Raw genomic sequence first — 25247 nt, 5'->3', positions numbered from 1 at the left:
GTCAGTCGCCCAGGGTCAGCAGCGAGGCGTTGCCGCCGGCGGCGGTGGTGTTGACCGTCACCACCTTCTCGGTGGCGAAACGCAGCAGGTAGTGCGGGCCGCCGGCCTTGGGGCCGGTGCCGGACAGGCCCTGGCCGCCGAACGGCTGCACGCCGACCACCGCGCCGATCTGGTTGCGGTTGACGTAGACGTTGCCCACCGCCACGCGCGAGGCGATGCGCTCGATGGTCTCGTCGATGCGCGAATGCACGCCCAGGGTCAGGCCGTAGCCGGTGGCGTTGATCTGATCGATCACCGCATCGAGCTGGTCGGCCTTCCAGCGGATCACGTGCAGCACCGGGCCGAAGATCTCGCGCTGCAGCTGCGCCAGCGACTGCAGCTCGTAGGCGCGCGGGGCGAAGAAGCTGCCGTGCGCGGTGGCGGCGTCGGTGGCGGCCACGGCGATCGCGCGCGCTTCGCGGTCCATGCGTGCGGCGTGGTCGGTGAGGATCTGCAGCGCGTCGGCATCGATCACCGGGCCGACGTCGGTGGACAGCAAGCCGGGGTCGCCGACCTTCAGTTCGGCCATGGCGCCAGCGAGCATGGTCATCACCTTGTCGGCGATGTCGTCCTGCACGAACAGCACGCGCGCGGCCGAGCAGCGCTGGCCGGCGGAGATGAAGGCGCTGGAGATCGCGTCCTTGACCACCGCTTCCGGCAGCGACGAGGAATCGGCGATGAAGGCGTTCTGGCCGCCGGTCTCGGCGATCAGCACGCCGATGGCGGCATCGCGCGCGGCCAGCGCGCGGTTGATCGCACGCGCGGTCTCGGTGGAACCGGTGAAGGCGACGCCGGCCACGCGCGGATCGCGGGTCAGCGCGGCGCCGACGGTGGCGCCGTCGCCGGGCAGGAACTGCACCACCGCCTCCGGCACGCCGGCTTCGTGCAGCAGCTTCACCGCGGCATGGCCGACCAGGTTGGTCTGCTCGGCCGGTTTGGCGATGACGCTGTTGCCGGCGGCCAGCGCCGCGGCGACCTGGCCGAGGAAGATGGCCAGCGGGAAATTCCACGGGCTGATGCAGACGAACACGCCACGGCCGTGCAGCTGCAATTCGTTGGATTCGCCGGTCGGCCCGGGCAGGCGCTCGGGGGCGCCGAACTGCGCCCGCGCCTGGCCGGCGTAGTAGCGCAGGAAGTCCACCGCTTCGCGCACTTCGGCGACGCCGTCGGGCAGGGTCTTGCCGGCTTCCTTGACGCACAGCGCCATGAACTCGGGCATGCGCGCTTCCAGCAGGTCGGCGGCGTGTTCGAGGATGGTGGCGCGGCTGGCGGCCGGGGTGCGGTTCCAGGCCGGGTAGGCGGCTGCGGCGTTGCTCAGCGCCTTCTCCACGGTGGCGGTATCGGCCGGCTTCCAGTGGCCGACGATCTGGCGGCGGTCGGCCGGATTGGCGACCGGCAGCGCGTCGCCGGCGATCACCGCGCCGGGTACCAGCGGCGCGGCCTGCCAGGGCTTGAGCGCGGTGTTGAGCTGGTCGGCCAGCGCGCGCAGATCGTTGTCGTTGGCGAGGTTGGCGCCCATGGAGTTCTTCCTGTTGTGGTTCTGGCTGCGCAGCAGATCGACCGGCAGCGGAATCTTCGGATGCGGGATGGAGGCGAACGCGGACACGGCTTCGACCGGGTCGCGGATCAGGTCTTCGATGGCCACGTCTTCGTCGGTGATGCGGTTGACGAAGCTGGAGTTGGCGCCGTTCTCCAGCAGGCGCCGCACCAGGTACGGCAGCAGGTCCTCGTGCGAGCCCACCGGCGCGTACACGCGGCAGGGCACGCCGAGGCGGTCGGCGGGGATCACCTCGGCGTAGAGGTCGTCGCCCATGCCGTGCAGCTTCTGGTGTTCGTAGTCGCGGCCGCCGGCGATGGCGCGCACCGCGGCGATGGTCTGCGCGTTGTGGGTGGCGAACATCGGATACAGCGCGTCGCTGTGTGCGAACAGGCGCTTGGCGCAGGCCAGGTAGGACACGTCGGTGTTCTGCTTGCGGGTGAACACCGGGTAGCCCGGGTGGCCCTCGACCTGCGCGCGCTTGATCTCCGCGTCCCAGTAGGCGCCCTTGACCAGGCGCACCGGGATGCGGCGGCCGACGCGGCGGGCCAGGTCGGCGAGGAAATCGATCGTGTACGGGGTGCGCTTCTGGTACGCCTGCACCGCCAGGCCGTAGCCCTCCCAGCCGTCCAGCGAGGGATCGGAGAAGGTGGCCTCGATGATGTCCAGCGACAGTTCCAGGCGGTCGGCCTCTTCGGCGTCGACCGTGTAGCCGATGCCGTAGGACTTGGCCAGTTGCGCCAGCTCCAGCACGCCCGGCACCAGCTCGGCCATCACCCGCGCGCGCTTGGCGTGCTCGTAGCGCGGGTACAGCGCGGAGAGCTTGATCGAGATGCTGGGCGCAGCGAACACCGCGTCCTTGCCGCCTTGCGGGCGCTGCGCGGCGAAATGCTTGCCGATGGCGTGGATCGCCTGGCGATAGGCGTCGAGATAGCGCTGCGCGTCCTTCATGGTCAGCGCGCCTTCGCCGAGCATGTCGAACGAGTAGCGGTAGTGGGCGTTGTCGCCCTTCTTCGAGCGGGTCAGCGCCTCGCCGATGGTCCGGCCCATCACGAACTGGTGGCCCATGATCTTCATCGCCTGGCGCACGGCCAAACGAATCACCGGCTCGCCGACGCGGCCGATCAGGCGCTTGAACGCGCCGGACACGTCGGCGCGGGTCAGGTCGTTGATCTGCACCAGCTTGCCGGTGAGCATCAGGCCCCAGGTCGAGGCATTGACGAGGATCGAGTCGCTCTCGCCCATGTGCTTCTTCCAGTCCGCATCGCCGAGCTTGTCGCGGATCAGCTTGTCGGCGGTGTCCTGGTCGGGGATGCGCAGCAGCGCTTCGGCCACGCACATCAGCAGCACGCCTTCCTCGCTGCCGAGGTCGTACTGGCGCATGAAGGCTTCGATCGCGCCCTGGTCCTGGGCGCGGGCGCGCACCCGGGTGACCAGGTCGGCGGCCAGCGCCTGCACCTTGGCCTGGTCGGCCGCGGGCAAGCGCGCCTGCTCGAGCAGTTCGCGCACGTGTTCGGCTTCGTCCTTGAGCCAGGCGGCGGTGATCGCCGCGCGCAGAGCCTGCGGTGCGGGCGGGAGTTCGGGGGACAGCAAGGGCGAAGGAGACGCGGACGGCATCGCCGGAACAGAGCCGGCGCCAGGCAGAGCGTTCATGCGGGAAAGGCCAGGGACAGAGCCCACCATTTTATGTCAGCGCCTGCACGCGCAGGGGGTTGCCGGTCTCTGCAAGGCGACGGCGGCAGCGCTGTGGCTGAACGCGAATCTGGTTGCGCTGCAGCATTTTTTATGGTGAACGTGCGCTTGCCGCCGCGCAGGCCGGGGGCTACCATCCAGGCGTGCTCGCGGCTCGGGCGCGAGCGGTTCGGAAGCGCGGTTCGACATGATCGAAATGTTTCCGTTTTCTCCGGAGGGGTCGGGTACGCAGCTGCGGCTGCGACCGCCGCGGGCGTTGAATGCCCGGCAATTCGTTCTGTTGTTCCTCGCACTGGCCGGGGCGATGTGGGCCGTGGCTGGGCTGGGGTGGCTCGCCGGCAATGTGTTCGCGCCTGCGTTCGCCCTGTTGCACAGCATCGTGGTGGCGCTCGCGCTGCATTGGTCGTGGCGCGGCGGCGAGCGCGAAGAGGATATCCGGGTGGGTCCGGCCTGCGTGGAAGTGACCCGTCCGAATGCAGGAACGCCGGCGTTCCGCGCCCATCCGCATTGGGTGCGGTTGCGGATCGAAGGCGACGACAGGGTGGTGCTGGCATCCAGCGGCAAGCAGGTCCGGGTCGGCGAATTCCTCGGCCCCGACGAACGCCGGCAACTGGCGCAGACCCTGGAAGGCTTGCTCGCGGCCGTGACCGGCCGCAACCGATGACGCTCCAAGGGGTCTAGGCAATGAAGCAACGCGGCGGGTGGGTGCAACAGGCGGTCAGGGGCGGGATGGCGTTGGCGGCGGCGATGGCCGCACCGCTGGCGTGGGCGCAGTCGGCCGATCCCAAGCCGTGGCAGCTCAACATGGGCAGGGGCGTCACCCAGAGCGCGCGCAACGCGTACGACGCGCACATGGTCGCGTTGTGGGTCTGCGTGGTCATCGGCGTGCTGGTGTTCGGCGCGATGGCCTATGCGATCTTCAAGTTCCGCAAGTCCAAGGGCGCGGTGCCGGCGCAGTTCAGCCACAACACCAAGGCTGAGATCGTGTGGACGGTGATCCCGGTGCTGATCCTGATCGTGATGGCCTGGCCGGCCACCGCCAAGCTGATCGCGATGTACGACACCCGCGATGCCGAGATGACGGTGAAGGTCACCGGTTACCAGTGGATGTGGCGCTACGAATACCTGGGCGAGAACGTGTCGTTCACCAGCCGCCTGGCGCGCAGTTCCGATCGCCTGCGGCAGAGCCATGCGGTGCCCACGCTCGAGCACGACCCACACTACCTGCTGGACGTGGACAACCGGTTGGTGCTGCCGGTGAACACCAAGGTGCGCTTCGTCATCACCGCCGACGACGTCATCCACGCCTGGTGGGTGCCGGCGCTGGGCTGGAAGCAGGATGCCATCCCCGGGATCATCAACGAGGCCTGGACCAGCATCGACACCCCCGGGGTGTACCGCGGCCAGTGCGCCGAACTGTGCGGCAAGGACCACGGCTTCATGCCGATCGTGGTCGAGGCGGTGAGCAAGCAGGACTTCCAGAAGTGGCTGGCATCGCGCAAGCCGGCGCCCGCCGCCGCGCCTGCGCCGGCCACGCCGGCAGCGGCCCCGGCTGCTGCGCCGGCCACCGCCGAACCCGCTGCCGCGCCCGCCGACGCCCAGGCGCCGGCGCCGCCGCCGCAGGCGCGGCTGTCGCGTCCTCGTTCCGACTCGCACCTGATCGTGCAAGCCGCCTGATCTCCAGCATTCCTTTTCTGAGGTAGCCGCCATGGCCCATTCGGCAGTCGATCACCACGACGAGCACGGGCATCAGCAGAGCTTCGTCGAGCGTTGGTTCTTCTCGACCAACCACAAGGACATCGGCACGCTGTACCTGCTTTTCAGCTTCACCATGTTCATCGTCGGTGCGGCGATGAGCGTGATGATCCGCCTCGAGCTCGCGCAGCCGGGCCTGCAATACATCAAGCCCGAGCAGTTCAACCAGATGACCACCGTGCACGCGCTGGTGATGATCTTCGGCGGGGTGATGCCGGCCTTCGTCGGCCTGGCCAACTGGATGATCCCGCTGCAGATCGGCGCGCCGGACATGGCGCTGCCGCGCATGAACAACTGGTCGTTCTGGCTGCTGCCGGTGGCCTTCACCCTGCTGCTGTTGACCTTTTTCCTGCCCGGCGGCGCGCCTGCCGGCGGCTGGACCATGTATCCGCCGCTGATGCTGCAGGGCGGCTACAACGTCGCCTTCTCGGTGTTCGCCATCCACGTCGCCGGCATCAGCTCGATCATGGGCGCGATCAACATCATCGCCACCGTGCTCAACATGCGCGCGCCGGGCATCGACCTGCTGAAGATGCCGATCTTCTGCTGGGCCTGGCTGATCACCGCGTTCCTGCTGATCGCGGTGATGCCGGTGCTGGCCGGCGCGGTGACCATGCTGCTCACCGACAAGTTCTTCGGCACCTCGTTCTTCAACGCCGCCGGCGGCGGCGACCCGGTGATGTACCAGCACATCTTCTGGTTCTTCGGGCACCCCGAGGTCTACATCATGATCCTGCCGGCGTTCGGCGTGATCAGCGAAATCATCCCGACCTTCAGCCGCAAGCCGCTGTTCGGCTACCAGGCGATGGTCTACGCGATCGCGGCGATCGCGTTCCTGAGCTTCATCGTCTGGGCGCACCACATGTTCACTGTGGGCATGCCGCTGGGCGGCGAGATCTACTTCATGTTCGCCACCATGCTGATCTCCATCCCCACCGGGGTGAAGGTGTTCAACTGGGTCAGCACCATGTGGCAGGGCTCGATGACCTTCGAGTCGCCGATGCTGTGGTCCATCGCCTTCGTCATCCTGTTCACCATCGGCGGGTTCTCCGGGCTGATGCTGGCGATCGTGCCGGCCGACTTCCAGTACCACGACACCTACTTCGTGGTCGCGCACTTCCACTACGTGCTGGTCACCGGTGCGGTGTTCGCGCTGATCGCGGCGGTGTACTACTGGTGGCCGAAGTGGACCGGGCGCATGTACAACGAGACCTGGGCCAAGTTCCACTTCTGGTGGACGATGCTGTTCGTCAACCTGCTGTTCTTCCCGCAGCACTTCCTCGGCCTGGCCGGCATGCCGCGGCGCATCCCCGACTACAACGTGGTGTTTGCCGACTGGAACCTGGTCAGCTCGATCGGTGCGTTCGGCATGTTCGTCACCCCGTTCCTGATGGCCGGCATCCTGCTGGCGTCGCTGCGCAGCGGCGCGCGCGCCGATGCGCGCTCGTGGGAAGGCGCGCGTGGCCTGGAGTGGACGGTGCCGTCGCCGGCGCCGGCGCACACCTTCACCCTGCCGCCGGTGATCAAGCCCGGCGACCTGGCCCACGACGACATCAGCCACTGATGACCGCGCAACCGCCGCTCGACGACCTGGTCCTGCGCCGCAAGCGTGCGGCGCGCACCGCGCTGGTGGTCGGCGCGGTGGCGCTGGCGATCTACGTCGGCTTCATCCTGTCGGGGGTGCTGGGCCGATGAACGCGCCGGCGCCGCAGGTGCACAGCAGCGCCGGGCTGTTCAAGCTGGTCGGCGTGGCGCTGGCGGTGTTTCTGCTGACGTTCTCGCTGGTGCCGCTGTACCGCATCGCCTGCGAGAAGGTGTTCGGCGTGCGCCTGGAACGCGGCCCAGGCGAAGGGCCGCAGGCCGGCAAACCGCTGGCGGGCAAGCGCACGGTCACGGTGCAGTTCGATGGTGGGGTGAATTCCAAGCTGCCGTGGTCGTTCCATCCGGAGCAACTGACCATGCAGGTGGTGCCGGGCGAACTCAACGAGGCGCTGTACTACGCGCACAACGACGGCGCGCATGCCATCGTCGGCAGTGCGGTGCCCTCGGTGGCGCCGGCGCGCGCTTCGGGCTACTTCACCAAGACCGAGTGCTTCTGCTTCACCGCGCAGACCCTGCAGGCCGGCGAGAAACGCGACATGCCGGTGCGCTTCATCGTCGACCCCAACCTGCCCAGCGACATCAGCACCATCACCCTGTCCTACACCTTCTACAAGAACGATGCGCTGAGCGCGGAACTGGGATCGCCGAAACTGGCCGGTTCCGCGCGCGCGGCTCCCTGACCCGACCGGAATGCCTGCCATGGCCCAGCCCAGCACCGACGCCACCGCCAACGCCTACTACGTGCCCAGCCAGAGCCGCTGGCCGTTCATCGGCTCGATCGCGATGTTCGTGACCATGATCGGCGTGGCCAGTTGGCTCAACGACGCGTCCTGGGGCAAGTGGACCTTCTTCACCGGCATCGCGATGCTGGTGGCGACGCTGTTCATGTGGTTCGGCGACGTGATCCGCGAATCGATCGCCGGGCACTACAACCGCCAGGTCGACGTGTCGTTCCGCATGGGCATGGTGTGGTTCATCTTCTCCGAGGTGATGTTCTTCGGCGCCTTCTTCGGCGCGCTGTTCTACACCCGCACCTTCATCCTGCCGTGGCTGGGCGGCGAGGGCGACGGGGTGATGACCAACGCGCTGCTGTGGGACGGCTACTCCGCCGCCTGGCCGACCAACGGCCCGGGCGGCATCGGCGGCCAGTTCCAGACCATCCCGGCCTGGGGTCTGCCGCTGATCAACACGCTGATCCTGCTCAGCTCCGGCGTGACCCTGACCATCGCCCACCACGCGCTCAAGGCCGGCCAGCGCACCCGGCTGATGGTGTTCCAGGCGCTGACCGTGGCGCTGGGCTGCACCTTCCTGTACTTCCAGGCCGAGGAGTACATGCACGCCTACAAGGAGCTCAACCTGACCCTGGGCTCGGGCATCTACGGCTCCACGTTCTTCATGCTCACCGGCTTCCACGGCGCGCACGTGCTGCTGGGCACGATCATGCTGCTGGTGATGCTGCTGCGGATCAGCCGCGGCCACTTCAGCCGCGACAACCACTTCGCCTTCGAAGCGGCGGCGTGGTACTGGCATTTCGTCGACGTGGTGTGGCTGGCGCTGTTCCTGTTCGTCTATGTGCTTTGACTGCGGGGATTGGGGAGTTGGGATTGGGGATTCGTGGGTTCCCGCGCGTGCCGGCGTCCCTGGCGGCGGTGTGTTGTAGGAGCGGCTTCAGCCGCGATGCTTTACCGGTAAGGCGTCGCGGCTGAAGCCGCTCCTACGGGGAATCCATGTCGTAGGTGCTTTGACTGGATCGCCCGCGTGCAAAGTGCCGGTGCGAACGGCATGCTGCTATCGAATCCCGAATCCCGAATCCCGAATCCCGGCAGCAATGCCTACCGCCCAAGTCCATGAGGCTTGATCACTCCCGTATAGATGCCCAGGATCACCAGCAGGATCAGGCACACCGATAGGCCGATGCGCCAGGTCAACGCGTTCACCGTGCGCTTGCTCTGGCCGCGGTCCACCAACAGGTAGTACAGGCCGGCGCCCAGGTTCCACAGGATGAGCAGCAGGAACGCGACGATCAGCAAAGTCTTCAGCGAGTCGTTCATGGGCGTCTCGGCGCATGGTGTGTCCGCATTATGACCCTCGTCGCTGCCTCGCGCGTGGGCGCGCGCCGTCGCATGCCGCTGTGGCTGGGCTGGAGCGTCGCGCTGGCGGTGGCGGTGTGCTTTTGCATGCTCGGCCGCTGGCAACTGCAACGCATGCACGAGAAGCAGGCGCTGTTGGCGCAAGCGGCGCATGTGCGCGATCGTCCGCAGACGCTGGCCGATGCGCTGCGTGCGACGCCGCCGGGACAACTGCGCTGGGTGCATGGCGCTGGTCGCTTTCTGCCCGGGCAGATCCTGCTCGACAACCAGCTGCGGCAGGGCCGCAGCGGGGTAAAGGTGTACCAGCCGTTCCTGGCCGACGGCGCGGCGGCGCCGCTGCTGGTGGAACTGGGCTGGTTGCCGCTGCCGGCCGACCGCGCGCTGCCGGAGCCGGCACCGTTGCAGGGCCGCTACACATTGGTCGGCCTGCTCGGGCCGCCACCGTCGCATGGATTGACCCTGGGCCCGGCGCTGGTCGCGGCGCCGTCACCGCAGCGCTGGCTGGCGATGCGCATCGAGTCGGGAGCGATCGGCGAGGCACTCGGCCGCCGCGACATTTTGTCGCAGGTCCTGCGTCTGGATCCGGCCCTGCCGCTGGGCTATCCGCGCGACCTGGACCTGCTGCCGAACACGCTGCCGCCCGAGCGCCACTTGGGTTACGCGGTGCAATGGTTCGGCCTGGCGCTGGCGGTGCTGGTCACCGCGGCGCTGCTCAGCTGGCGCGCGCGCAGGGGGCGGGGCGGGCGCTGAGCGCGCGCGCATGAGAAAATCCCCGGCATGAATGCTCCTACCCCGGCCCCGCGCCCGGCGGCCGCACGCGGCCGTTGGCCGCTGATCGTGTTGTTCGTCCTGTTCTTCGGCTCGATGCTGGTCGCCGGCGCGTTGCGCTTTTCCGGCTGGCAACCGGCCGCCAGCCGCAACCACGGCGAACTGCTGCAGCCGCCGGCCGACCTGCGTGCGCTGCAGCCGCGGCTGGCCGATGGCCGCCTCTACGCCTGGGAGCCGCAGCGGCGGCTGTGGCGCATCGCGTTGGCGCCGCCGGCCGACTGTGGCAGTGCCTGCGAGGCGCTGGCGCGCGACCTGGACAAGGTCTGGCAACTGTTCGGCCACGACGCCGACCACGTGCAGATCCTGTGGATCGGCACGCCGCCGGCCGCCGCTCGGGCCTTGCCGGAGGTGCAGGCGCTGCGCCCGGACCCGGCGCTGCTGGCGGCGCTGCCGCGGGTGCGCGATGCGGCCGGCGTGCCGGTCTACGTCATCGATCCGAACGGTTTCGTGGTGCTGCGCTATGCCCCCGGGTTCGACCCGGCCGGGCTGCGTGCGGACCTGGCGAAGCTGCTGAAACTCCTGTGAGCCGCTCCCTATGACCCTGTTCGCGCGCCCGGCGCTGTTCCGGCATTTCCACCGCATGGCCTGGCTGGCGGCGCTGTTCACCGCCAGCACCATCATGTTCGGCTCGTTCGTGCGCCTGTCCGATGCCGGCATGAGCTGCCCGGACTGGCCGACCTGCTACGGGCGCATCACCTGGCCGCAGACCAGCGCCGAAGCCGATACCCACGCCGCCAGCAAGATCCGGCCGCTGGAGACGCACAAGGCCTGGCGCGAGCAGATCCACCGCTTCCTGGCCGGTGCGCTGGGCGTGGAGGTGCTGGTGCTGTCGCTGCTGGCGGCGCGGCGGCGCCGGCTCGGCATCGCCCAGATCGTCACGGCGGCGGCGCTGGTGGCGCTGTCGATCCCGCTGTACATGTCCGGCTGGCCGGGGCTGGCGATGCTGCTGGCGGTCGGTGGCGAGGCGATCCTGCTGCTGGCGGCGCTGCGCTGGTCCAACGACGACCTAGCCCGCGCGGCGGTGCTGACCCTGTCGGTGGTGATCTTCCAGGCCCTGCTGGGCATGTGGACGGTGACCCTGCTGCTCAAGCCGATCGTGGTGATGGGGCACCTGCTGGGCGGCCTGCTGATGTTCTCGCTGCTGGTGTGGATGGCCTGGCGCGCCACCCACCTGCCGATCACCCTCGCCGATGCGCCGCGCCTGAAGTGGCTGCTGCGCCTGGGCGTGGCGGTGCTGGTGCTGCAGATCGCACTGGGTGGCTGGGTCAGCGCCAACTACGCGGCGCTGGCCTGCGGCGGCGGCAGCTGGTCGGCCGACAACTTCCCGCGCTGCGTCAGCCAGTGGTGGCCGCCGCACGATTTCCGCGAGGGCTTCACCCTGTGGCGCGGCATCGGCGTGGACTACGAAGGCGGCGTGCTCGACGGCGCGGCGCGCATCGCCATCCAGATGGCGCACCGGATGATGGCGACGGTGGTGGCGGCCTACCTGCTGTGGCTGAGCTGGCGCCTGAGCCGCACGCCGGGCATGCGCGGCTGGGCGGCGGCGCTGGCGCTGCTGCTGGTCGCGCAGGTGTGCCTCGGCATTCTCAACGTCAAGCTGGCGCTGCCCTTGCCGGTGGCGGTGCTGCACAACGCCGGCGCGGTGGCGCTGCTGTTCGTGCTGGTGTCGTTGCTGGCGCGCTTGCGGGCGCCGCAATGAGCGCGCACCGCGTCCACTGGCGCGACTACTGGGACCTGACCAAGCCCAAGGTGGTGGCGCTGATCGTGTTCACCGCCCTGGTCGGCATGTGCCTGGCGATCCCGGGCGTGCCGACCTGGGCGCAGGTGCGCACCGGCCTGCTCGGCTTCTTCGGCATCTGGCTGGCGGCCTCGGCGGCGGCGGCGATCAACCAGTTGCTGGACGCGCGCATCGACGCGCAGATGGCGCGCACCTCCTGGCGCCCGCTGGTGGTGGGCAAGGTGTTGCCTTGGCAGGTGCTGCTGTTCGCGGCGCTGCTGACCGCGATGTCGATGACCGTGCTGGTGGTGTGGGTCAACTGGATCACCGCGGTGCTGACCTTCGCCTCGTTGATCGGCTATGCGGTGATCTACACGGTGTTCCTCAAGCGCACCACCCCGCAGAACATCGTCATCGGCGGCCTGGCTGGTGCGGCGCCGCCGTTGCTGGGCTGGGCCGCGATCACCGGCATGCAGGGCCAGTGGGACTGGGCCTATGCCTCGCTGCTGGTGCTGATCATCTTCGTGTGGACGCCGCCGCATTTCTGGGCGCTGGCGATCTTCCGCCGCGCCGACTATGCCAAGGCCTCGATCCCGATGCTGCCGGTCACCCACGGCGTGGCGCATACCCGCCGGCAGATCCTGGTGTACACGGTGCTGCTGGTGGTGGTGACGCTGCTGCCGGTGGCGGTGGGCATGAGCGGGGTGTTCTACCTCGGCGGCACCCTGGTGCTGGACGCGGTGTTCCTCTGGTACGCCTGGCGCATGCTCGACCCGCCCGACGAGATGTTCTCGATGCGCATGTTCGGCTACTCCATCGTGTACCTGATGGCGCTGTTCGCGTTCCTGCTGATCGACCACTGGATTGCCTGAACGGCTCGTTCATTTTCCGCTCAAGTGTTGCCGGCCGCGGTCGCTACCGAACGAACGACCAAAATCGGCAAAGCCGCGGAGACATTCATGTGGGGCAAGAGCAAGCAAGACGCGGCGAAGCTGCAGGCACTGACCGAGCGCCTGCGTGAGGCCGAGGCCGAGCGCGACCGCACCCGTGCGCAGGCCGACAGCGCCCTCGCCAATCTGGACGAGATGCGCGTCCGTTTCGATCTGGTCACCAAGGCAACCACCGACGGCCTGTGGGAGATGAGCGTGATCGCCGGCGATCCGATCAACCCCGCCAACGAATTCTGGTGGTCCTCGCAGTTCCGCGCGATGCTGGGCTTCTCCTCCGAGCTGGACTTCCCCAACGTGCTCGACAGTTGGGCCTCGCGCCTGCACCCGGAGGACAAGCAGGCCACGCTGGACGCGTTCGCCGCGCACCTGGGCGACCGCAGCGGCCAGACCCCGTACGACGTGGACTACCGCCTGCAGCTGAAGAACGGCCAGTACCGCTGGTTCCGCGCGATCGGCACCACCCAGCGCGATGCCCAGGGCACGCCCTTGCGCGTGGCCGGCGCGCTCACCGACATCACCGAACGGCGCGAACGCGAGGCGTTCCTGGACATCGTGCTGACGCGCTTCGAGCTGGGCCAGCAGATGCTCAACGACGGCCTGTGGGACATGAGCGTGATCGCCGGCGACCCGATCAATCCGTCCAACGAGTTCTGGTGGTCGCCGCAGTTCCGCGCGCTGCTGGGCTTCGCCTCCGAGGCCGAGTTCCCCAACGTGCTCGACAGCTGGTCCTCGCGCCTGCACCCGGAAGACGCGCAGTTCGCGCTCAACGCATTCGCCGCGCACCTCAACGACCGTACCGGCCGCACCGGCTTCGACATCGAATACCGCCTGCAGCTGAAGAACGGCGAGTACCGCTGGTTCCGCGCGCGCGGCCTGACCAAGCGCGCCGCCGACGGCACCCCGCTGCGCGCGGTCGGTGCCCTGCTGGACATCCATGCCGCGCGCCAGCTTGGCGAGGCCGCGCACACCCTGCAGACCGCCGCCGCGGAAATGGTCGACGACAACAGCGATCTGGCCCGGCGCACCGAGCAGCAGGCGGCGGCGCTGGAAGAGGCGGCCAGCTCGATGGAAGAGATCACCGGCACCGTGCAGCGCAACGTCGAGCACGTCGGCCACGCCAACCGCCTGGTGGACGGCGCCAGCGACGTCGCCCAGCGCGGTGGCGAGGTGGTGCGCGACGTGGTGCAGACCATGGCCGGCATCGAGAGCGCCTCGCGCAAGATCGCCGACATCATCAGCGTGATCGACGGCATCGCCTTCCAGACCAACATCCTCGCCCTGAACGCGGCGGTGGAAGCCGCACGTGCCGGCGAGCAGGGCCGCGGCTTCGCCGTGGTCGCCACCGAAGTGCGCAGCCTGGCCCAGCGCTGCGCCGACGCGGCCAAGGAAGTGCGCGGCCTGATCGCCAGCTCCAGCGAGCAGGTCGATCGCGGTTCGGCGCTGGTCGCACGCGCCGGCGCCACCATGGAAGAACTGCTCGGCTCGGTGCGCGAGGTGCAGCGCATCATGACCGACATCGCCGGCGCCAGCCGCGAGCAGAGCGCCGGTATCGGCCAGGTCAACCAGATCGTGGTGCAGATGGACACCGCCACGCAGCAGAACGCGTCGCTGGTCGAAAAGATGGCCGAGGCCGCGCGCGCGCTGGAAGGGCAGGCGCAGGGCCTGAACGCGCATACCGGCAGCGGCCGCCGCCCCGGCAGCCAGGGCGCCGCTCAGGCAGCGACGCCGGTCCGCGTGGCGGCCTGATCGGAAACGGTCGAGCGCACGGCGCGCCATGGTGCGCCGCTGCGCGAGGCCTGCCGACGGTTCATCGTGCGGCGTGGTGGCAATCGCGCCGCGGCGACGCGGCGCACCGGATCTGCAGAGAATGGCGACCGTGCAACGCGCCGGAGGCCGCCGCCAGCGCGTTGCACGGTCGCCGTGCGTGACGCGCCTCTCGCCTCACCCCAGCCAATGCTGGCAGCCGTCGCCCTGCTGGCTGCCGCAGCTTTGTTGCATCTTGTGCTGCAGCCGCGCCAGCACCGCGCGGCCGTCATGACCCTTGCTCCAGGCCTGCAGGGTCTTGGCCAGGGTGTCGAAGCGCTGCCGGGTACGCTGGTGATAGCCGTCCGGCTGGCCGGCCAATTCCCCAATCACCTGTCCGGCGGCCGCCTCGATCGCGGCCGCATTGTCCGGCTGCAGCCGGACCAGGCCGTCGACGTAGAGCACGCCCCACTGCACGCGGGTGGCGGGGCCTTGTGCGCTCTCGTAGGCCTTCTTCAGCCAGAACAGCGCGGTCTGCTTGTCGCCGCGCGCCTCGGCCAGGCTGGCCAGTTCCGGCATGTAGTAGTACGGGGTCTTGCTGCGCTGAAGCTCGGCCAGCAGCAGTTGTTCGGCGCCGGCGCTGTCGCCGGCGGCGTCGAGCAGCTCGGCGGCGCTGCTGATGGTGGACTGACGTTCGTAGTCGGTCTTGGCGGCCTGCTCGGCCCATTGCACGCGCTGCTGAACTTTGGCGACCACCGCGGGCGGCAGCGGCGGATGCGGACCATCGCCGGCCTCGGCCGGCTGGCCTTGCGCCAACCGCGCCAAGGCGATGTCCGCGGCGGCGGTGTCCAGGCGATCGCTGATCGGCAGGCTGCTGTCGGCGTAGACCTGGTCCAGCGCATGGGTCAGCGCGTTCGACAGCGCAGTGCGCTCGGCGGCGTCGCTGGCCGCGGCCTGCACCAGCTCGCGCGCCGCATAGGTCAGCGTGCTGCGATTGGCGCGCACCTCGGCCGGATCGGCCAGCACCGCCTGCAGCAGGGCGCGATCGGCGGCGCGGCGCCTGGCGTCAACGGCGGCAGTCTTGGCCGGGTCCTGCGCCGCCAGCGCCTGTAGCGCAAAGCGGCGCTGCAACGCCGGCTGCGGCGCGGCCGCGGCCAGCCGCGTGAGCACGTCGGCCGCCTCACCCGGCTTGACCAATTGCGCCGCATCCACGGCCCAGCCGTATTCGCCGAGCAGGGTCCAGTCGTCGGCGCTCAGCGTGGCTGGCGCCGTCAGCGCCTGCTGCAGCAACTGCGCCGAGGTGGTGGTGCGGGTCGCGGCCACGCGCAGGGCCTCGGCCAGGCGCACGGTGTCGCTGTCGCCGGCCAGGCGGGTGATCTCGGTGCGGTCCGGGCGCAGCACGATGATGGTCGGATAGCCCTTGATGCCGAAGCGTTCGCCCCAGGCCTGCGCGCCTTCCGAATCGCCGTCCAGATGCACCGCGACGAAAGAGCGTGTGCGGGCGATGAAGGCCGGGTCCTTGAACAGCGTGGCCTTGAGCCGGTTGCACGGCGGGCACCACGCGGCGCCCCAGTACAGCAGCACCGGCTTGTCGTGTTCGCGCGCTTCGGCGAAGGCATCGTCGACGTCGCCCTCGCGCCAGGCGATGCCGGCGCTGTCGGCGGCGGGCGCCGGCGTGGCGGCCTTGGGCGCGGCAGGCGCGGGCGGTTTCTGGCAGGCGCCCAGCGCCAGCAGCGCGGCCAGGCTGGCGGAGATCGTCGCGGAACGGCGGAACATGCGGCTCATGGGGGCACCGGGTGGGGAGGGAGGCACGGCGCCGGCCGTGCCGGCCGTCTACTGTACGCAGCCCCTGCCGCGCTTGCACATGCTGCCTGCGCATCTGCATATGCCGTGGCGGCGTCGCGCGGAACGTCGCTCGCCCTGCGATCGCGCGGGCATGGCCGCCGCATCGGCTGCCGCCGCGTGGTGTGCGCTACTGCTGCGCGTCCACCTTTGCCGCACGCGCGTAGCGTTGCGCGATCACCGCGCAGACGATCAGCTGGATCTGGTGGTAGATCATCACCGGCAGCACGATCGCACCGAGGCTGCCGCTGGCGAACAGCACCTTGGCCATCGGCACGCCGGTGGCGAGACTTTTCTTGGAGCCGCAGAACACGATCGGGATCTCGTCCTCGCGCGAAAAGCCCAGGCGCCGCGCGCCGAAGGTGATCAGCGTCATCGCCAGCGCCAGCAGCACCACGCCGACCGCGGCGACGCCGAGCAGCGCCGGCAGCGGCGTCTTGTGCCACAGGCCTTCGACCACGGCCGCACTGAAGGCGGTGTACACCACCAGCAGGATGGTGCTCTGGTCGGTGTAGCGCAGCACCGCGCGGCGGCGCTCGACCCAGCCGCCGATCCAGCGCTGCAGCAGGTGGCCGGCGACGAACGGCACCAGCAGTTGCAGCATGATCTTGCCCATCGCCTCCAGCGGATTGGACATGGCGCTCTGCGCGCCGCCCAGCAGGCCCATCAGCATCGGCGTCAGGAACACGCCGAGCAGGCTCGACAGCGAGGCGCTGCACACCGCCGCCGGCACGTTGCCGCCGGCCATCGAGGTGAAGGCGATCGACGACTGCACCGTTGACGGCAGCGTGCACAGGAACAGCACGCCGATGTACAGGTCCGGGGTGAGCAGCCAGTGCGACACTGGCTTGAACAGCAGGCCAAGCAGCGGGAACAGGATGAAGGTGGCGGTAAAGATGGTCAGGTGCAGGCGCCAGTGCAACGCGCCGGCGACGATGGCCGCACGCGACAGCCGCGCGCCATGCAGGAAGAACAGCGCGGCGATCGCCAAGTCGGTGACCACGTCCATCACCGCCGCCGCGCGACCCTGCACCGGCAGCAGCGAGGCCAGCAGTACCGTGCACAGCAGCGCCAGCGTGAACGGTTCGATGCGCAGGCGCGCGAGCCAGGACTTGAGCATGGGGAAAAGTCGAGCGGGGGAGTCGTGCATTCTAGAAAGCATGGCGCCCGCGCGCGAATCCGGACGCACGACGTAGACAACTCGCAGACATCTTGCGCTGCCGGCCGTTTCGGTCAAATGCGTGCACCGGCCGCTTGCTAGATTGCGGCCACCCGGTCGATGGGGAGCGCGCCGGGCACGCAGGCGCGTCGTGCACGCGTTTGCGCTTCCCGCTCCTCCAGGCATTGCCACGGACTAGGAGCTTGCACATGTCGTACGACCAGTATCAGGCCGTTTTTGCGCTTTCGAGCCTGGCCAATTGGGTCAGCCGCCGGCATGGCGTCGCCTCGGCGATACAGGCCGACTATCAACGTGTGTTGCATGCAACGCTCGGTTCGGAGCCGGCAAAAACGGCGATCGGTACCTGGGACGTGGTATGGGGACCGCAAATCTGGCAAGCGAAGGAGTCGGTGCGCTCGGATAACGCGATGTTCGTCGCCAAGTCGAGCGACGTGAATGGCATTGCCGGCGATGTGTATGTGGTGGCGATCTGCGCGACCAATCCGTCTTCGCCCTACGATTGGTTGGTGGAGGACTTCGACGTCGCTTCCACGGTCGAATTCGCGAAGTACGACCCGTTGGCGTCGTCTCGACCCGTTGCGGCGGGCAAGCTGATTCTGCCGAAGACACCGGTCATTTCCATGGGGACCGCCCTGGGTGTCTGGCACCTGCTCAATATGGTGAGTCCCGCCTCGGCAGCGGCCCCCGGCACCACGCTCGACGCGTTCCTGAAAACGGTGGAGCAAAGCGGCGCGACAGTGATCTTCACCGGGCATAGCCTGGGCGGCGCGTTGTCGCCGACCATGGCGACCTGGTTCAAGAGCAGAGGCCTGCTCGCTGGTTGCAAGGATGTGTACTGCTATGCCACTGCTGGCGCCACGCCGGGAAATGCGGCGTTCGCGGAAGTGTGCGCACAGATGCTGCCGCCGCCGGCCATCGGCGAGAAGCCGTATCAGGCATGGAATCACGACATGTGGAACACGCTCGACGTGGTGCCGCATGCCTGGGTCCCGGAGATGCTGAGCGAGATTCCTCACATCTACGACAACGGAATGATCCCCGGGGTGGAGGCGTTCGTCTTCCTGGCCCGGATCAACGCGCTGGCGTCCGGCATCACCTACAGCCAGATCGCGAATCAATCCTTGCAAGGGACACGCAGCGGCTCCCCGCCGACGGATACATTCGCGTTTCTCAAGCAGATGGCAAACCAGCACGGAACCGCATACCAAACGCTGATCGCTGATTGGCTGACGCCGGTCGTGCCGTTGGGTTACGCGCTGCGCAGTGCGGAGATCGATACCGATGCGTTGTTGCAGGTGCAGGCGACTCGTCTGGACGAGGCTGCTGCGGGCATACGCGCGCTACAGGCAAAGGATCGTGCGGTGTTCACCGCGTCCACCGCTGCTGCGGGCGGCTGATTGTCTTGATCGACGGCTGACTGCAGGGACGATGTCTGGCATCGCGCCGGCCACGCACGTTGCGCGGCTGGCGCCGATGCCTGAAGCATTGGTGCATCGCAGCTAATGCAGCCCCGCACGCGCCTTCAACAGCTCCCGCAGCTCGTACTTGTCGGTCTCGTCCAGGCCTTGCGCGCGCTGCTTGGCCTGCAGTTCATCCAGGCGCTGCTGCAGCGTCTGCTTTTCCAGCTGCACGACCACGTCATGCAGCTCCTGGCGCCAGCTGGCGGTCTCGCCGGCGATCTCCTGCACCGCCAGCTTCTGCAGCGCGGCCAGTTCCTCGCGTTCGTGGAAGTGTTCGAGCAGGGCGCCGGTGGTGATTTCCGGGCGCGCATGCACGATCTGCAGCAGTTCGATCATCAGTTCGATGCCGGGCAGGCGCAGGCCGGCGAACGGGTAGGGCGGCGGCAGGTCCAGCGCCAGCGACGGCGCCTGCAGCAGACGCACGATCGCCTCGCGCACCAGGCTGCGCTTGTGCGCCGGGCGCGGCGTGCGCGGGGGTGGCCGGCTCGCCGCCGCCGTGGCGGCCGCCGGTGCCGCGGCGCCGATGCCGGTGAGTTCGGCCAGGCGCTGGCGCATCAGGTCGCCGAAGGCGCCGTCGGGAATCTGCGCCAGCATCGGCCGCGCGCGTTCGGCCAGGCGCGCCTTGCCGTCGAGCGTGCCGAGGTTGATCTCGCGCGAGAGTTCGTCGAAGAAGAACTGCGACAGCGGCGTGGCCTGGACCAGCCGCGCGTCGAAGGCCGCGGCGCCTTCCTTGCGCACGATGGTGTCCGGGTCCTCGCCGTCGGGCAGGAACAGGAAGAACGCCTGGCGTCCGTCCTTCATGCGCGGCAGCACCGATTCCAGCGCCTTCCAGCCGGCGCGGCGGCCGGCGGCATCGCCGTCGAAGCAGAAGAACACGTCCGGCGCATTGCGGAACAGCAGTTCGGCGTGGTCCGGCGTGGTCGCGGTGCCCAGCGTCGCCACCGCCTGGGTGACGCCGAACTGGAACAGCGAGACCACGTCCATGTAGCCCTCGACCACGATCAGCCGCTCGATCTTCTGATTGGCCTGGCGCACCTGCCACAGGCCGTACAGTTCGCGGCCCTTGTGGAACAGCGCGGTTTCCGGCGAGTTCAGGTACTTGGGGCCGTCGTCCTTGTCGAGCACGCGGCCGCCGAAGGCGATGACCCGGCCACGGCGGTCGAAGATCGGGAACATCACCCGGTCGCGGAACTTGTCGTAGACGTGGCCGCGGTCGTTCTTGGAGAACAGCCCGGCGCGGTCGAGCAGCTTGAGCCGGCGTTCGTCGGTGCCCAACGCGTCCTTCAGCGCGCTGTAGCCGTCCGGGGCGTAGCCGATCTGGAAGCGCGCGCGGTTCTCCGCATCCACGCCGCGGCCGTCCAGGTAGGCGCGCGCCTTGTCGCTGCCGTCGAACTGGCGCTGGAAGAACTTGGCCGCCGCTTCCAGCGCCGAGTACAGGTCGCGGTGGTCGTCGCCGGCGGCCTGGGCCGCGCCGCGCTGCTGGGCGTCGCGCGGCACTTCCATGCCGGCGCGCTTGGCCAGCTCGTCGACCGCGTCGAGGAATTCGAGGCGGTCGTAGTTCATCAGGAAGCTGATCGCGGTGCCGTGCGCGCCGCAGCCGAAGCAGTGGTAGAACTGCTTGGTCGGCGACACCGTGAACGAGGCCGAACGCTCGTCGTGGAACGGGCAGCGCGCCGCGTACTCCTTGCCCTGGCGCTTCAGCGGCACGCGCGTGCCGACCACCTCGACGATGTCGGTGCGGGCGAGCAGGTCGTCGATGAATGCGTCGGGGATGCGGGCCATCCGCATAGGATGCCACGCGCGTGTGCCGTCACGCTGGGCGCGCTGCCTGCGTGGGGCAGCGCCGTGCGGTCAGGGCGAGGGCGGTGCCTGCGCGGCGCTGCGCGGGTCGATCCCGGCGGCGACGAGCTTGCTGTGCGAGCGCAGGCGCTCGTCGATCACCGCGGTGATCAGCGCGCCGACGAAGAACACCACGGTGGCGTAGTAGATCCACACCAGCAGGATCACCAGCGCGCCCATCGAGCCGTAGGCGCTGCCCGGGGCCGCGGTGGCGATGTACAGGCCGATCGCGTAGCGCCCGGCCACGAACAGGCAGGCAGTGATCGCGCCGCCGATGATCGCCTGGCGCCATTCCACCCGGCGGTCGGGCAGGTAGTGATAGAGCACCGCGAAGGCCAGCACGTAGATCGCCAGGGTCGAGACGTAGCCGACCGCCGGCAGCAGCGACGGCATCCGCGCGAACACCACCTGCAGCACGGTGGTCAGGATCATCGAGATCAGCAGCAGGAAGCCCAGCCCCAGCACCACGCCGAAGGAGAACACGCGCTTCTTCAGCCAGGCCATGAGGCCGTCCAGGCGCTGCTTGTCGGTGCGGAAGATCAGGTTCAGCGCGTTCTGCAGCTGTGCGAACACGGCGGTGGCGCCGACGAACAGCAGCAGGGTGCTCCATAGCCCGGCCAGCGAGCCGATGTTGGGCTGGTTCTTGGCGTTGTCGATCACCGTCTGCGCGACTTCGCGCGCGCCGTGCCCGGCCAGTTGCCCGATCTGCGCGATCAGCGCCTCCTGCGCCTGCGGATACAGCGAGGCGGTGAGCCACAGCAGCAGCACCAGCAGCGGCGCCAGCGACAGCAGCGCGTAGAACGACAGCGAGGCCGCCTGGGTCATCACGTCGATCTCGACGAAGCGCCGCACCAGCGCGGCCGGCAGGCTCTGCTGCAGGCGGTCGAGGTGTTTGTGCAGGCGATCGGACGACAGGGGCAGGGACATGGGCGCGGGACCTTCGGCGCGCGGCGTCGCAACGCCGGTCCCGCACTGCACGCTTGAAGGAAGGGCGCGGGCTTGCCGGGCGTTGTAGCAGCCCGGCGTCGAAAGGCGGGTGAAGCCCGCCGCCCGCCAATCCTTCGGTAACGTCAGCCGGCCAACTGCTGCTTGACCAGTACCGAGACCTGGCCCATGTCGGCCTTGCCGGCCAGCATCGGCTTGAGCACGGCCATCAGCTTGCCCATGTCGGCCGGGCTGGCGGCGCCGGTCTGCGCCTTGGCCGCCTGGATCGCGGCGACGATCTCGGCCTCGCCCATCTTGCTCGGCAGATAGCGCTCGATCACCACGATCTCCTCGCGCTCCACCTGGGCCAGGTCGTCGCGGCCGGCGGCCTGGTACTGGCTCACCGAGTCCTTGCGCTGCTTGACCATCTTGTCCATCACCGCGATCACCGCGGCATCGTCCATCTCCACGCGCTCGTCCACTTCCTTCTGCTTGATGGCGGCGTTGATCAGCCGGATCACGCCCAGGCTGTGCTTGTCGCCGGACTTCATCGCGGCCTTCATGTCGTCGGTGAGCTGCTGCTTGAGGGTCATGAGGGGCTCCACAGGGAAGAGAAAAGGGGAAAGGGCATTCTAGGCAAGCGCGCCGGGCTGGCCGTGTGGCCGAGACGGCGCGCGGGCGTCGAGGGAACAGGGGCGGGGCCGATGCCTGGCGCGGGGCGAATCGCCTGGCCAAAGCGGCAGATGCACAAAAAGCCGGCGACGCTTGCGCGTGCCGGCTTCGTGGGCTTACCGTAGCGGATGCCGAAACCGGCACATCCCGCTACCGCAGGCCGCGATCCTCAGTACAGACGCTGGCGCTTGGTGACGTCGCGCGAGGTGCGACGCAGCTGGCGCTTCACCGCGGCAGCGGCCTTGCGCTTGCGTTCCTGGGTCGGCTTTTCGTAGAACTCGCGCTTGCGGGTTTCGGCCAGCACGCCGGCCTTTTCGCAGGTGCGCTTGAAGCGACGGAGCGCAAACTCGAAGGGCTCGTTCTCGCGGACTTTAACGCTGGGCATGGAATCTCCGGGACACAATGGTGACCGGGTCAGGCCCGGCGAGCCGCACATTATAGCGACAGATTTCGCGGCTGCAAGCACCCCGTTTGGCCTGCCGCCGATTCGGCCGCACAATGCACCCCATGAACGTTCTCGGCATCGAATCCAGTTGCGACGAAACCGGCGTCGCCGTCTACGACACCACCCGTTCCGGCGCGGCCGCGCTGCGTGCGCATGCGCTCTATAGCCAGATCGCCCTGCACGCCGAGTACGGCGGGGTGGTGCCGGAGTTGGCCAGCCGCGACCACGTGCGCAAGCTGCTGCCGCTGATCCGCCAGACCCTGGCCGAGGCAGGCCTGCAGGTGCGCGACCTGGACGGGGTGGCCTATACCGCCGGGCCGGGCCTGGTCGGCGCGCTGCTGGTCGGTGCCGGCGTGGCCCGCGCCCTGGCCTGGGCGCTGGAGGTGCCGGCGATCGGCGTGCATCACATGGAAGGCCACCTGCTGGCGCCGCTGATGGAGGATCCTGACCCGGTGCACGGCGCGCCGGCGCCGCCGTTCGTGGCGCTGCTGGTCTCCGGCGGCCACACCCAACTGATCGCGGTGGAGGCCATCGGCCGTTACCGCCTGCTCGGCGAGACCCTGGACGACGCCGCCGGAGAGGCCTTCGACAAGACCGCCAAGCTGATGGGGCTGCCCTATCCGGGTGGCCCGCAACTGGCGGCGCTGGCCACGCAGGGCACCTCGGGCCGGTTCCGCTTCGCCCGGCCGATGACCGACCGGCCCGGCCTGGACTTCAGTTTTTCCGGACTCAAGACCCAGGTGCTGCTGGCCTGGCGCGACAGCGACCAGTCCGAGACGGTGCGCGCCGACATCGCCCGCGGCTTCGAGGATGCGGTGGTGGACACGCTGGCGATCAAGTGCGAACGCGCGCTGGAGGCGGCCGGCAGCGACACCATCGTGGTTGCCGGCGGCGTCGGCGCCAACCTGCGCCTGCGCGCCAAGCTGCAGGCGATGGCGCAGGCCCGCGGCGGCCGCGCCTGCTTCCCGCGCCCGGCGCTGTGCACCGACAACGGCGCGATGATCGCCTTCGCCGGCGCCCTGCGCCTGCAGGCCGGCCTGCACGACACCGCATCCGCGGTGCAGGTGACGCCGCGCTGGGACATGGCGGAGTTGCCGCCGCTGGCGGCAACTCGGGAATCGGGAATGGAGAATCGGGAATCGTGAGCGGCTCACGTCCGGTTTTTGCCTCTGCTCTTACCATTCCTCACTCCCTATTCCCCATTCCCTGCCCATGGATAAGGTTTTCATCGAAGGTCTAGAGATCGACGCGCTGATCGGCATCTACGATTGGGAGCGGCGGATCCGGCAGACGCTGCGCTTCGATCTGGAAATGGGCTTCGACAACCGCAAGCCCGCGGCCAGTGACGACATCGCCGATACGCTCAACTACAAGGCGGTGAGCAAGCGCCTGGTGGAACTGGTCGAGCAGTCCGGGTACGGGCTGGTGGAAACCCTGGCCGAGCGCTGCGCGGCGATGGTGCTGGAGGAGTTCGACGTGCGCTGGCTGCGGTTGAAGCTGAGCAAGCCGGGCGCGGTGCGCGGGGCGCAGGCGGTGGGGGTGATCATCGAGCGCAGCCGCGCATGATGGTGCGGGCGTTGTCGCCGTTCGCCAGCGCCTCGGCGCCGCTGCCCGGCGCGGCCTTTTTCGCAGATTTGCAGCACACCCTGGCGCCGTATCCCTGGGCCTACGACGCGATGGTGATCGTGGCGCTGCTGCTGGCGGCGTGGCTGGCCAACTGGGTGACCAAGCGGATCCTGCTGCGCGGGCTGCGGCGGGCGCTGCGCGCCACCGTGCTCAGCGACAAGGAAGTGAAGCTGAGCGTGATCCCGCGCCTGGCCAACGTGATCCCGGCACTGGTGCTGTCGCTGGGCATCGGCGCGGTGCCGCACCTGCCGGCGGCGATGGTCAGCGTGGTGCGCAACGTCTGCGCCGCCTTCATCGTGCTGACCGTGGCGCTGGCCCTGTCGCGCGTGCTGGACCTGCTCAACCACGTGTACGAACGGCGCCCGGACGCGCACAACAAGCCCATCAAGGGCTACATGCAGTTGCTCAAGATCGTGCTGGGCGTGGTCGCGGCGGTGCTGATGGTGTCGGTGCTGGTGGACAAGTCGCCGGTGATCCTGCTGTCGGGCGTGGGCGCGATGATGGCGGTGCTGATCCTGGTGTTCCAGGACACCCTGCTGTCGCTGGTGGCCAGCGTCACCATCAGTTCCAACGACATGGTCCGCGTCGGCGACTGGATCGAGATGCCGCAGCAGAACGCCGACGGCGACGTGATCGACATCGCGCTGCATACGGTCAAGGTCCAGAACTGGGACAAGACCATCACCACCATCCCGACCAAGAAGCTGATCAGCGATTCGTTCAAGAACTGGCGCGGGATGAGCGAGGCCGGCGGGCGCCGGATCAAGCGCGCGCTGTACCTGGACCAGCACAGCGTGCGCTTCCTCGACGATGCCGAGATCGAGCAGATGCGGCAGTTGACCGTGCTGCGCGAGTACATCGACCGCAAGCGCGACGAGATCGGCGCGTGGAACGGGGCGCTGGCCGAGCGTGGGGTGGCGCCGATCAACGGCCGCCGGATCACCAACCTCGGCACCTTCCGCGCCTACGTCGAACATTACCTGCGCGCCAGCCCGCACGTGCGCCAGGACATGACCCTGCTGGTGCGGCAACTGGAGCCGGGCGCCAACGGCCTGCCGCTGGAGCTGTACTGCTTCGCCAACGACACCCGCTGGGCGATGTACGAGCAGATCCAGGCGGACCTGTTCGACCACCTGCTGGCGATCCTGCCCAATTTCGACCTGCGCGTGTTCCAGGCGTCCAGCGACGCGATGTTCATGGACAGCGCGCGCATCCGCCGCGCCCCGGACGCCGTCCCGCCGCCGGCGGCTTGACGGCCGTCACGACTGCGGGCATGTTGCGGGACAACATGCCGGCGCCTTTCGCC

23 protein-coding genes are annotated in these 25247 nt (G+C 68.8%); 15 read left to right on the top strand and 8 right to left on the bottom strand.

Annotation, left to right across the window (positions count from 1 at the left end; genetic code table 11):
* Window position 1: 1 nt before the first annotated feature.
* Window positions 2–3193, bottom strand: a complete 3192-nt coding sequence (putA, locus tag RAB71_RS19415) for a bifunctional proline dehydrogenase/L-glutamate gamma-semialdehyde dehydrogenase PutA (protein ID WP_040900946.1) — start codon at window positions 3191–3193, stop codon at window positions 2–4.
* 262 nt (window positions 3194–3455) lie between these two features.
* Between putA and RAB71_RS19410 the strand changes: the two genes are divergently transcribed.
* Genes RAB71_RS19410 through RAB71_RS19385 form a run of 6 tightly spaced genes read left to right on the top strand, consistent with a single transcriptional unit; the run spans window position 3456 to window position 8206 of the window.
* A complete protein-coding gene (locus RAB71_RS19410; protein ID WP_029561818.1) occupies window positions 3456–3932 on the top strand; it encodes a DUF2244 domain-containing protein in 477 nt (158 codons plus the stop codon).
* Between the two features lie 20 nt (window positions 3933–3952).
* Entirely contained in the window at window positions 3953–4945 is a 993-nt protein-coding gene (gene coxB / locus RAB71_RS19405) for a cytochrome c oxidase subunit II (RefSeq protein WP_104609576.1), read from the top strand.
* A gap of 31 nt (window positions 4946–4976) precedes the next feature.
* The gene (gene ctaD, locus RAB71_RS19400) at window positions 4977–6587 is read left to right on the top strand and encodes a cytochrome c oxidase subunit I (protein ID WP_010341608.1); all 1611 of its coding nucleotides are present in this window, start codon (window positions 4977–4979) and stop codon (window positions 6585–6587) included.
* Entirely contained in the window at window positions 6587–6718 is a 132-nt protein-coding gene (locus tag RAB71_RS19395; RefSeq protein WP_010341609.1) for a hypothetical protein, read from the top strand. The genes ctaD and RAB71_RS19395 overlap by 1 nt, the downstream gene beginning before the upstream one ends.
* Window positions 6715–7305, top strand: a complete 591-nt coding sequence (locus tag RAB71_RS19390; RefSeq protein WP_010341610.1) for a cytochrome c oxidase assembly protein — start codon at window positions 6715–6717, stop codon at window positions 7303–7305. The genes RAB71_RS19395 and RAB71_RS19390 overlap by 4 nt, the downstream gene beginning before the upstream one ends.
* Before the next feature lie 19 nt (window positions 7306–7324).
* On the top strand, window positions 7325–8206 hold the full coding sequence (locus tag RAB71_RS19385) for a cytochrome c oxidase subunit 3 (protein ID WP_010341611.1): 882 nt from the start codon (window positions 7325–7327) through the stop codon (window positions 8204–8206).
* A gap of 251 nt (window positions 8207–8457) precedes the next feature.
* Here the strand turns inward: RAB71_RS19385 and RAB71_RS19380 are convergent, their stop codons facing one another.
* Complete coding sequence (locus RAB71_RS19380) at window positions 8458–8676, bottom strand: twin transmembrane helix small protein (protein WP_010341612.1); 219 nt, start codon at window positions 8674–8676, stop codon at window positions 8458–8460.
* A gap of 30 nt (window positions 8677–8706) precedes the next feature.
* On the opposite strand from RAB71_RS19380, the gene RAB71_RS19375 reads away from it, so the two are divergent.
* The 5 genes from RAB71_RS19375 (at window position 8707) to RAB71_RS19355 (ending at window position 13956) form a co-directional block, all read left to right on the top strand.
* Window positions 8707–9465, top strand: coding sequence for an SURF1 family protein (locus tag RAB71_RS19375; protein WP_010341613.1), 759 nt, complete (start codon window positions 8707–8709; stop codon window positions 9463–9465).
* Window positions 9466–9492: 27 nt separating this feature from the next.
* Window positions 9493–10068 carry a hypothetical protein gene (locus tag RAB71_RS19370; RefSeq protein ID WP_010341614.1) on the top strand — a complete coding sequence of 192 codons (576 nt, stop codon included), beginning with the start codon at window positions 9493–9495 and terminating at the stop codon, window positions 10066–10068.
* 10 nt (window positions 10069–10078) lie between these two features.
* Window positions 10079–11242 carry a heme A synthase gene (locus RAB71_RS19365; protein WP_010341615.1) on the top strand — a complete coding sequence of 388 codons (1164 nt, stop codon included), beginning with the start codon at window positions 10079–10081 and terminating at the stop codon, window positions 11240–11242.
* Window positions 11239–12132, top strand: coding sequence for a heme o synthase (cyoE, locus tag RAB71_RS19360; protein WP_010341616.1), 894 nt, complete (start codon window positions 11239–11241; stop codon window positions 12130–12132). The genes RAB71_RS19365 and cyoE overlap by 4 nt, the downstream gene beginning before the upstream one ends.
* A gap of 87 nt (window positions 12133–12219) precedes the next feature.
* On the top strand, window positions 12220–13956 hold the full coding sequence (locus RAB71_RS19355) for a PAS domain-containing methyl-accepting chemotaxis protein (RefSeq protein ID WP_010341618.1): 1737 nt from the start codon (window positions 12220–12222) through the stop codon (window positions 13954–13956).
* 195 nt (window positions 13957–14151) lie between these two features.
* Here RAB71_RS19355 and RAB71_RS19350 read toward each other — a convergent pair whose 3' ends face one another.
* Complete coding sequence (locus RAB71_RS19350) at window positions 14152–15738, bottom strand: thioredoxin family protein (protein ID WP_041499904.1); 1587 nt, start codon at window positions 15736–15738, stop codon at window positions 14152–14154.
* A 187-nt stretch (window positions 15739–15925) separates the two neighbouring features.
* Complete coding sequence (locus tag RAB71_RS19345; RefSeq protein ID WP_010341620.1) at window positions 15926–16915, bottom strand: bile acid:sodium symporter family protein; 990 nt, start codon at window positions 16913–16915, stop codon at window positions 15926–15928.
* Between the two features lie 248 nt (window positions 16916–17163).
* Here RAB71_RS19345 and RAB71_RS19340 point away from each other — a divergent pair, with 248 nt between their 5' ends.
* Window positions 17164–18372, top strand: coding sequence for a hypothetical protein (locus tag RAB71_RS19340; protein WP_010341621.1), 1209 nt, complete (start codon window positions 17164–17166; stop codon window positions 18370–18372).
* A gap of 102 nt (window positions 18373–18474) precedes the next feature.
* On the opposite strand, the gene dnaG is transcribed toward RAB71_RS19340, so the two are convergent.
* From dnaG to rpsU, 4 genes are all read right to left on the bottom strand, one after another.
* Window positions 18475–20217, bottom strand: coding sequence for a DNA primase (gene dnaG, locus RAB71_RS19335; protein ID WP_104609577.1), 1743 nt, complete (start codon window positions 20215–20217; stop codon window positions 18475–18477).
* 69 nt (window positions 20218–20286) lie between these two features.
* On the bottom strand, window positions 20287–21201 hold the full coding sequence (locus RAB71_RS19330; RefSeq protein WP_010341626.1) for a YihY/virulence factor BrkB family protein: 915 nt from the start codon (window positions 21199–21201) through the stop codon (window positions 20287–20289).
* A gap of 143 nt (window positions 21202–21344) precedes the next feature.
* Window positions 21345–21791 carry a GatB/YqeY domain-containing protein gene (locus tag RAB71_RS19325; protein WP_010341627.1) on the bottom strand — a complete coding sequence of 149 codons (447 nt, stop codon included), beginning with the start codon at window positions 21789–21791 and terminating at the stop codon, window positions 21345–21347.
* A 248-nt stretch (window positions 21792–22039) separates the two neighbouring features.
* Window positions 22040–22255 carry a 30S ribosomal protein S21 gene (rpsU, locus tag RAB71_RS19320; RefSeq protein ID WP_003465342.1) on the bottom strand — a complete coding sequence of 72 codons (216 nt, stop codon included), beginning with the start codon at window positions 22253–22255 and terminating at the stop codon, window positions 22040–22042.
* Window positions 22256–22377: 122 nt separating this feature from the next.
* Here rpsU and tsaD point away from each other — a divergent pair, with 122 nt between their 5' ends.
* From tsaD to RAB71_RS19305, 3 genes are all read left to right on the top strand, one after another.
* Complete coding sequence (gene tsaD, locus RAB71_RS19315; RefSeq protein ID WP_010341628.1) at window positions 22378–23460, top strand: tRNA (adenosine(37)-N6)-threonylcarbamoyltransferase complex transferase subunit TsaD; 1083 nt, start codon at window positions 22378–22380, stop codon at window positions 23458–23460.
* 67 nt (window positions 23461–23527) lie between these two features.
* Window positions 23528–23881 carry a dihydroneopterin aldolase gene (gene folB / locus RAB71_RS19310; RefSeq protein ID WP_010341629.1) on the top strand — a complete coding sequence of 118 codons (354 nt, stop codon included), beginning with the start codon at window positions 23528–23530 and terminating at the stop codon, window positions 23879–23881.
* A gap of 110 nt (window positions 23882–23991) precedes the next feature.
* On the top strand, window positions 23992–25194 hold the full coding sequence (locus RAB71_RS19305; protein ID WP_234006631.1) for a mechanosensitive ion channel family protein: 1203 nt from the start codon (window positions 23992–23994) through the stop codon (window positions 25192–25194).
* Window positions 25195–25247 lie beyond the last annotated feature (53 nt).

Source organism: Xanthomonas sacchari, assembly GCF_040529065.1.
GTDB lineage: Bacteria > Pseudomonadota > Gammaproteobacteria > Xanthomonadales > Xanthomonadaceae > Xanthomonas_A > Xanthomonas_A sacchari.
This window is presented reverse-complemented; position numbering and strand designations above follow the sequence as displayed.

Excerpts from the sequence above, each read along its gene's own strand:
- putA (WP_040900946.1), bottom strand. The coding sequence starts at position 3,193 with ATGCCGTCCGCGTCTCCTTCGCCCTTGCTGTCCCCCGAACTCCCGCCC.
- RAB71_RS19410 (WP_029561818.1), top strand. The coding sequence starts at position 3,456 with ATGATCGAAATGTTTCCGTTTTCTCCGGAGGGGTCGGGTACGCAGCTG.
- coxB (WP_104609576.1), top strand. The coding sequence starts at position 3,953 with ATGAAGCAACGCGGCGGGTGGGTGCAACAGGCGGTCAGGGGCGGGATG.
- ctaD (WP_010341608.1), top strand. The coding sequence starts at position 4,977 with ATGGCCCATTCGGCAGTCGATCACCACGACGAGCACGGGCATCAGCAG.
- RAB71_RS19395 (WP_010341609.1), top strand. The coding sequence starts at position 6,587 with ATGACCGCGCAACCGCCGCTCGACGACCTGGTCCTGCGCCGCAAGCGT.
- RAB71_RS19390 (WP_010341610.1), top strand. The coding sequence starts at position 6,715 with ATGAACGCGCCGGCGCCGCAGGTGCACAGCAGCGCCGGGCTGTTCAAG.
- RAB71_RS19385 (WP_010341611.1), top strand. The coding sequence starts at position 7,325 with ATGGCCCAGCCCAGCACCGACGCCACCGCCAACGCCTACTACGTGCCC.
- RAB71_RS19380 (WP_010341612.1), bottom strand. The coding sequence starts at position 8,676 with ATGAACGACTCGCTGAAGACTTTGCTGATCGTCGCGTTCCTGCTGCTC.
- RAB71_RS19375 (WP_010341613.1), top strand. The coding sequence starts at position 8,707 with ATGACCCTCGTCGCTGCCTCGCGCGTGGGCGCGCGCCGTCGCATGCCG.
- RAB71_RS19370 (WP_010341614.1), top strand. The coding sequence starts at position 9,493 with ATGAATGCTCCTACCCCGGCCCCGCGCCCGGCGGCCGCACGCGGCCGT.
- RAB71_RS19365 (WP_010341615.1), top strand. The coding sequence starts at position 10,079 with ATGACCCTGTTCGCGCGCCCGGCGCTGTTCCGGCATTTCCACCGCATG.
- cyoE (WP_010341616.1), top strand. The coding sequence starts at position 11,239 with ATGAGCGCGCACCGCGTCCACTGGCGCGACTACTGGGACCTGACCAAG.
- RAB71_RS19355 (WP_010341618.1), top strand. The coding sequence starts at position 12,220 with ATGTGGGGCAAGAGCAAGCAAGACGCGGCGAAGCTGCAGGCACTGACC.
- RAB71_RS19350 (WP_041499904.1), bottom strand. The coding sequence starts at position 15,738 with ATGAGCCGCATGTTCCGCCGTTCCGCGACGATCTCCGCCAGCCTGGCC.
- RAB71_RS19345 (WP_010341620.1), bottom strand. The coding sequence starts at position 16,915 with ATGCTCAAGTCCTGGCTCGCGCGCCTGCGCATCGAACCGTTCACGCTG.
- RAB71_RS19340 (WP_010341621.1), top strand. The coding sequence starts at position 17,164 with ATGTCGTACGACCAGTATCAGGCCGTTTTTGCGCTTTCGAGCCTGGCC.
- dnaG (WP_104609577.1), bottom strand. The coding sequence starts at position 20,217 with ATGGCCCGCATCCCCGACGCATTCATCGACGACCTGCTCGCCCGCACC.
- RAB71_RS19330 (WP_010341626.1), bottom strand. The coding sequence starts at position 21,201 with ATGTCCCTGCCCCTGTCGTCCGATCGCCTGCACAAACACCTCGACCGC.
- RAB71_RS19325 (WP_010341627.1), bottom strand. The coding sequence starts at position 21,791 with ATGACCCTCAAGCAGCAGCTCACCGACGACATGAAGGCCGCGATGAAG.
- rpsU (WP_003465342.1), bottom strand. The coding sequence starts at position 22,255 with ATGCCCAGCGTTAAAGTCCGCGAGAACGAGCCCTTCGAGTTTGCGCTC.
- tsaD (WP_010341628.1), top strand. The coding sequence starts at position 22,378 with ATGAACGTTCTCGGCATCGAATCCAGTTGCGACGAAACCGGCGTCGCC.
- folB (WP_010341629.1), top strand. The coding sequence starts at position 23,528 with ATGGATAAGGTTTTCATCGAAGGTCTAGAGATCGACGCGCTGATCGGC.
- RAB71_RS19305 (WP_234006631.1), top strand. The coding sequence starts at position 23,992 with ATGGTGATCGTGGCGCTGCTGCTGGCGGCGTGGCTGGCCAACTGGGTG.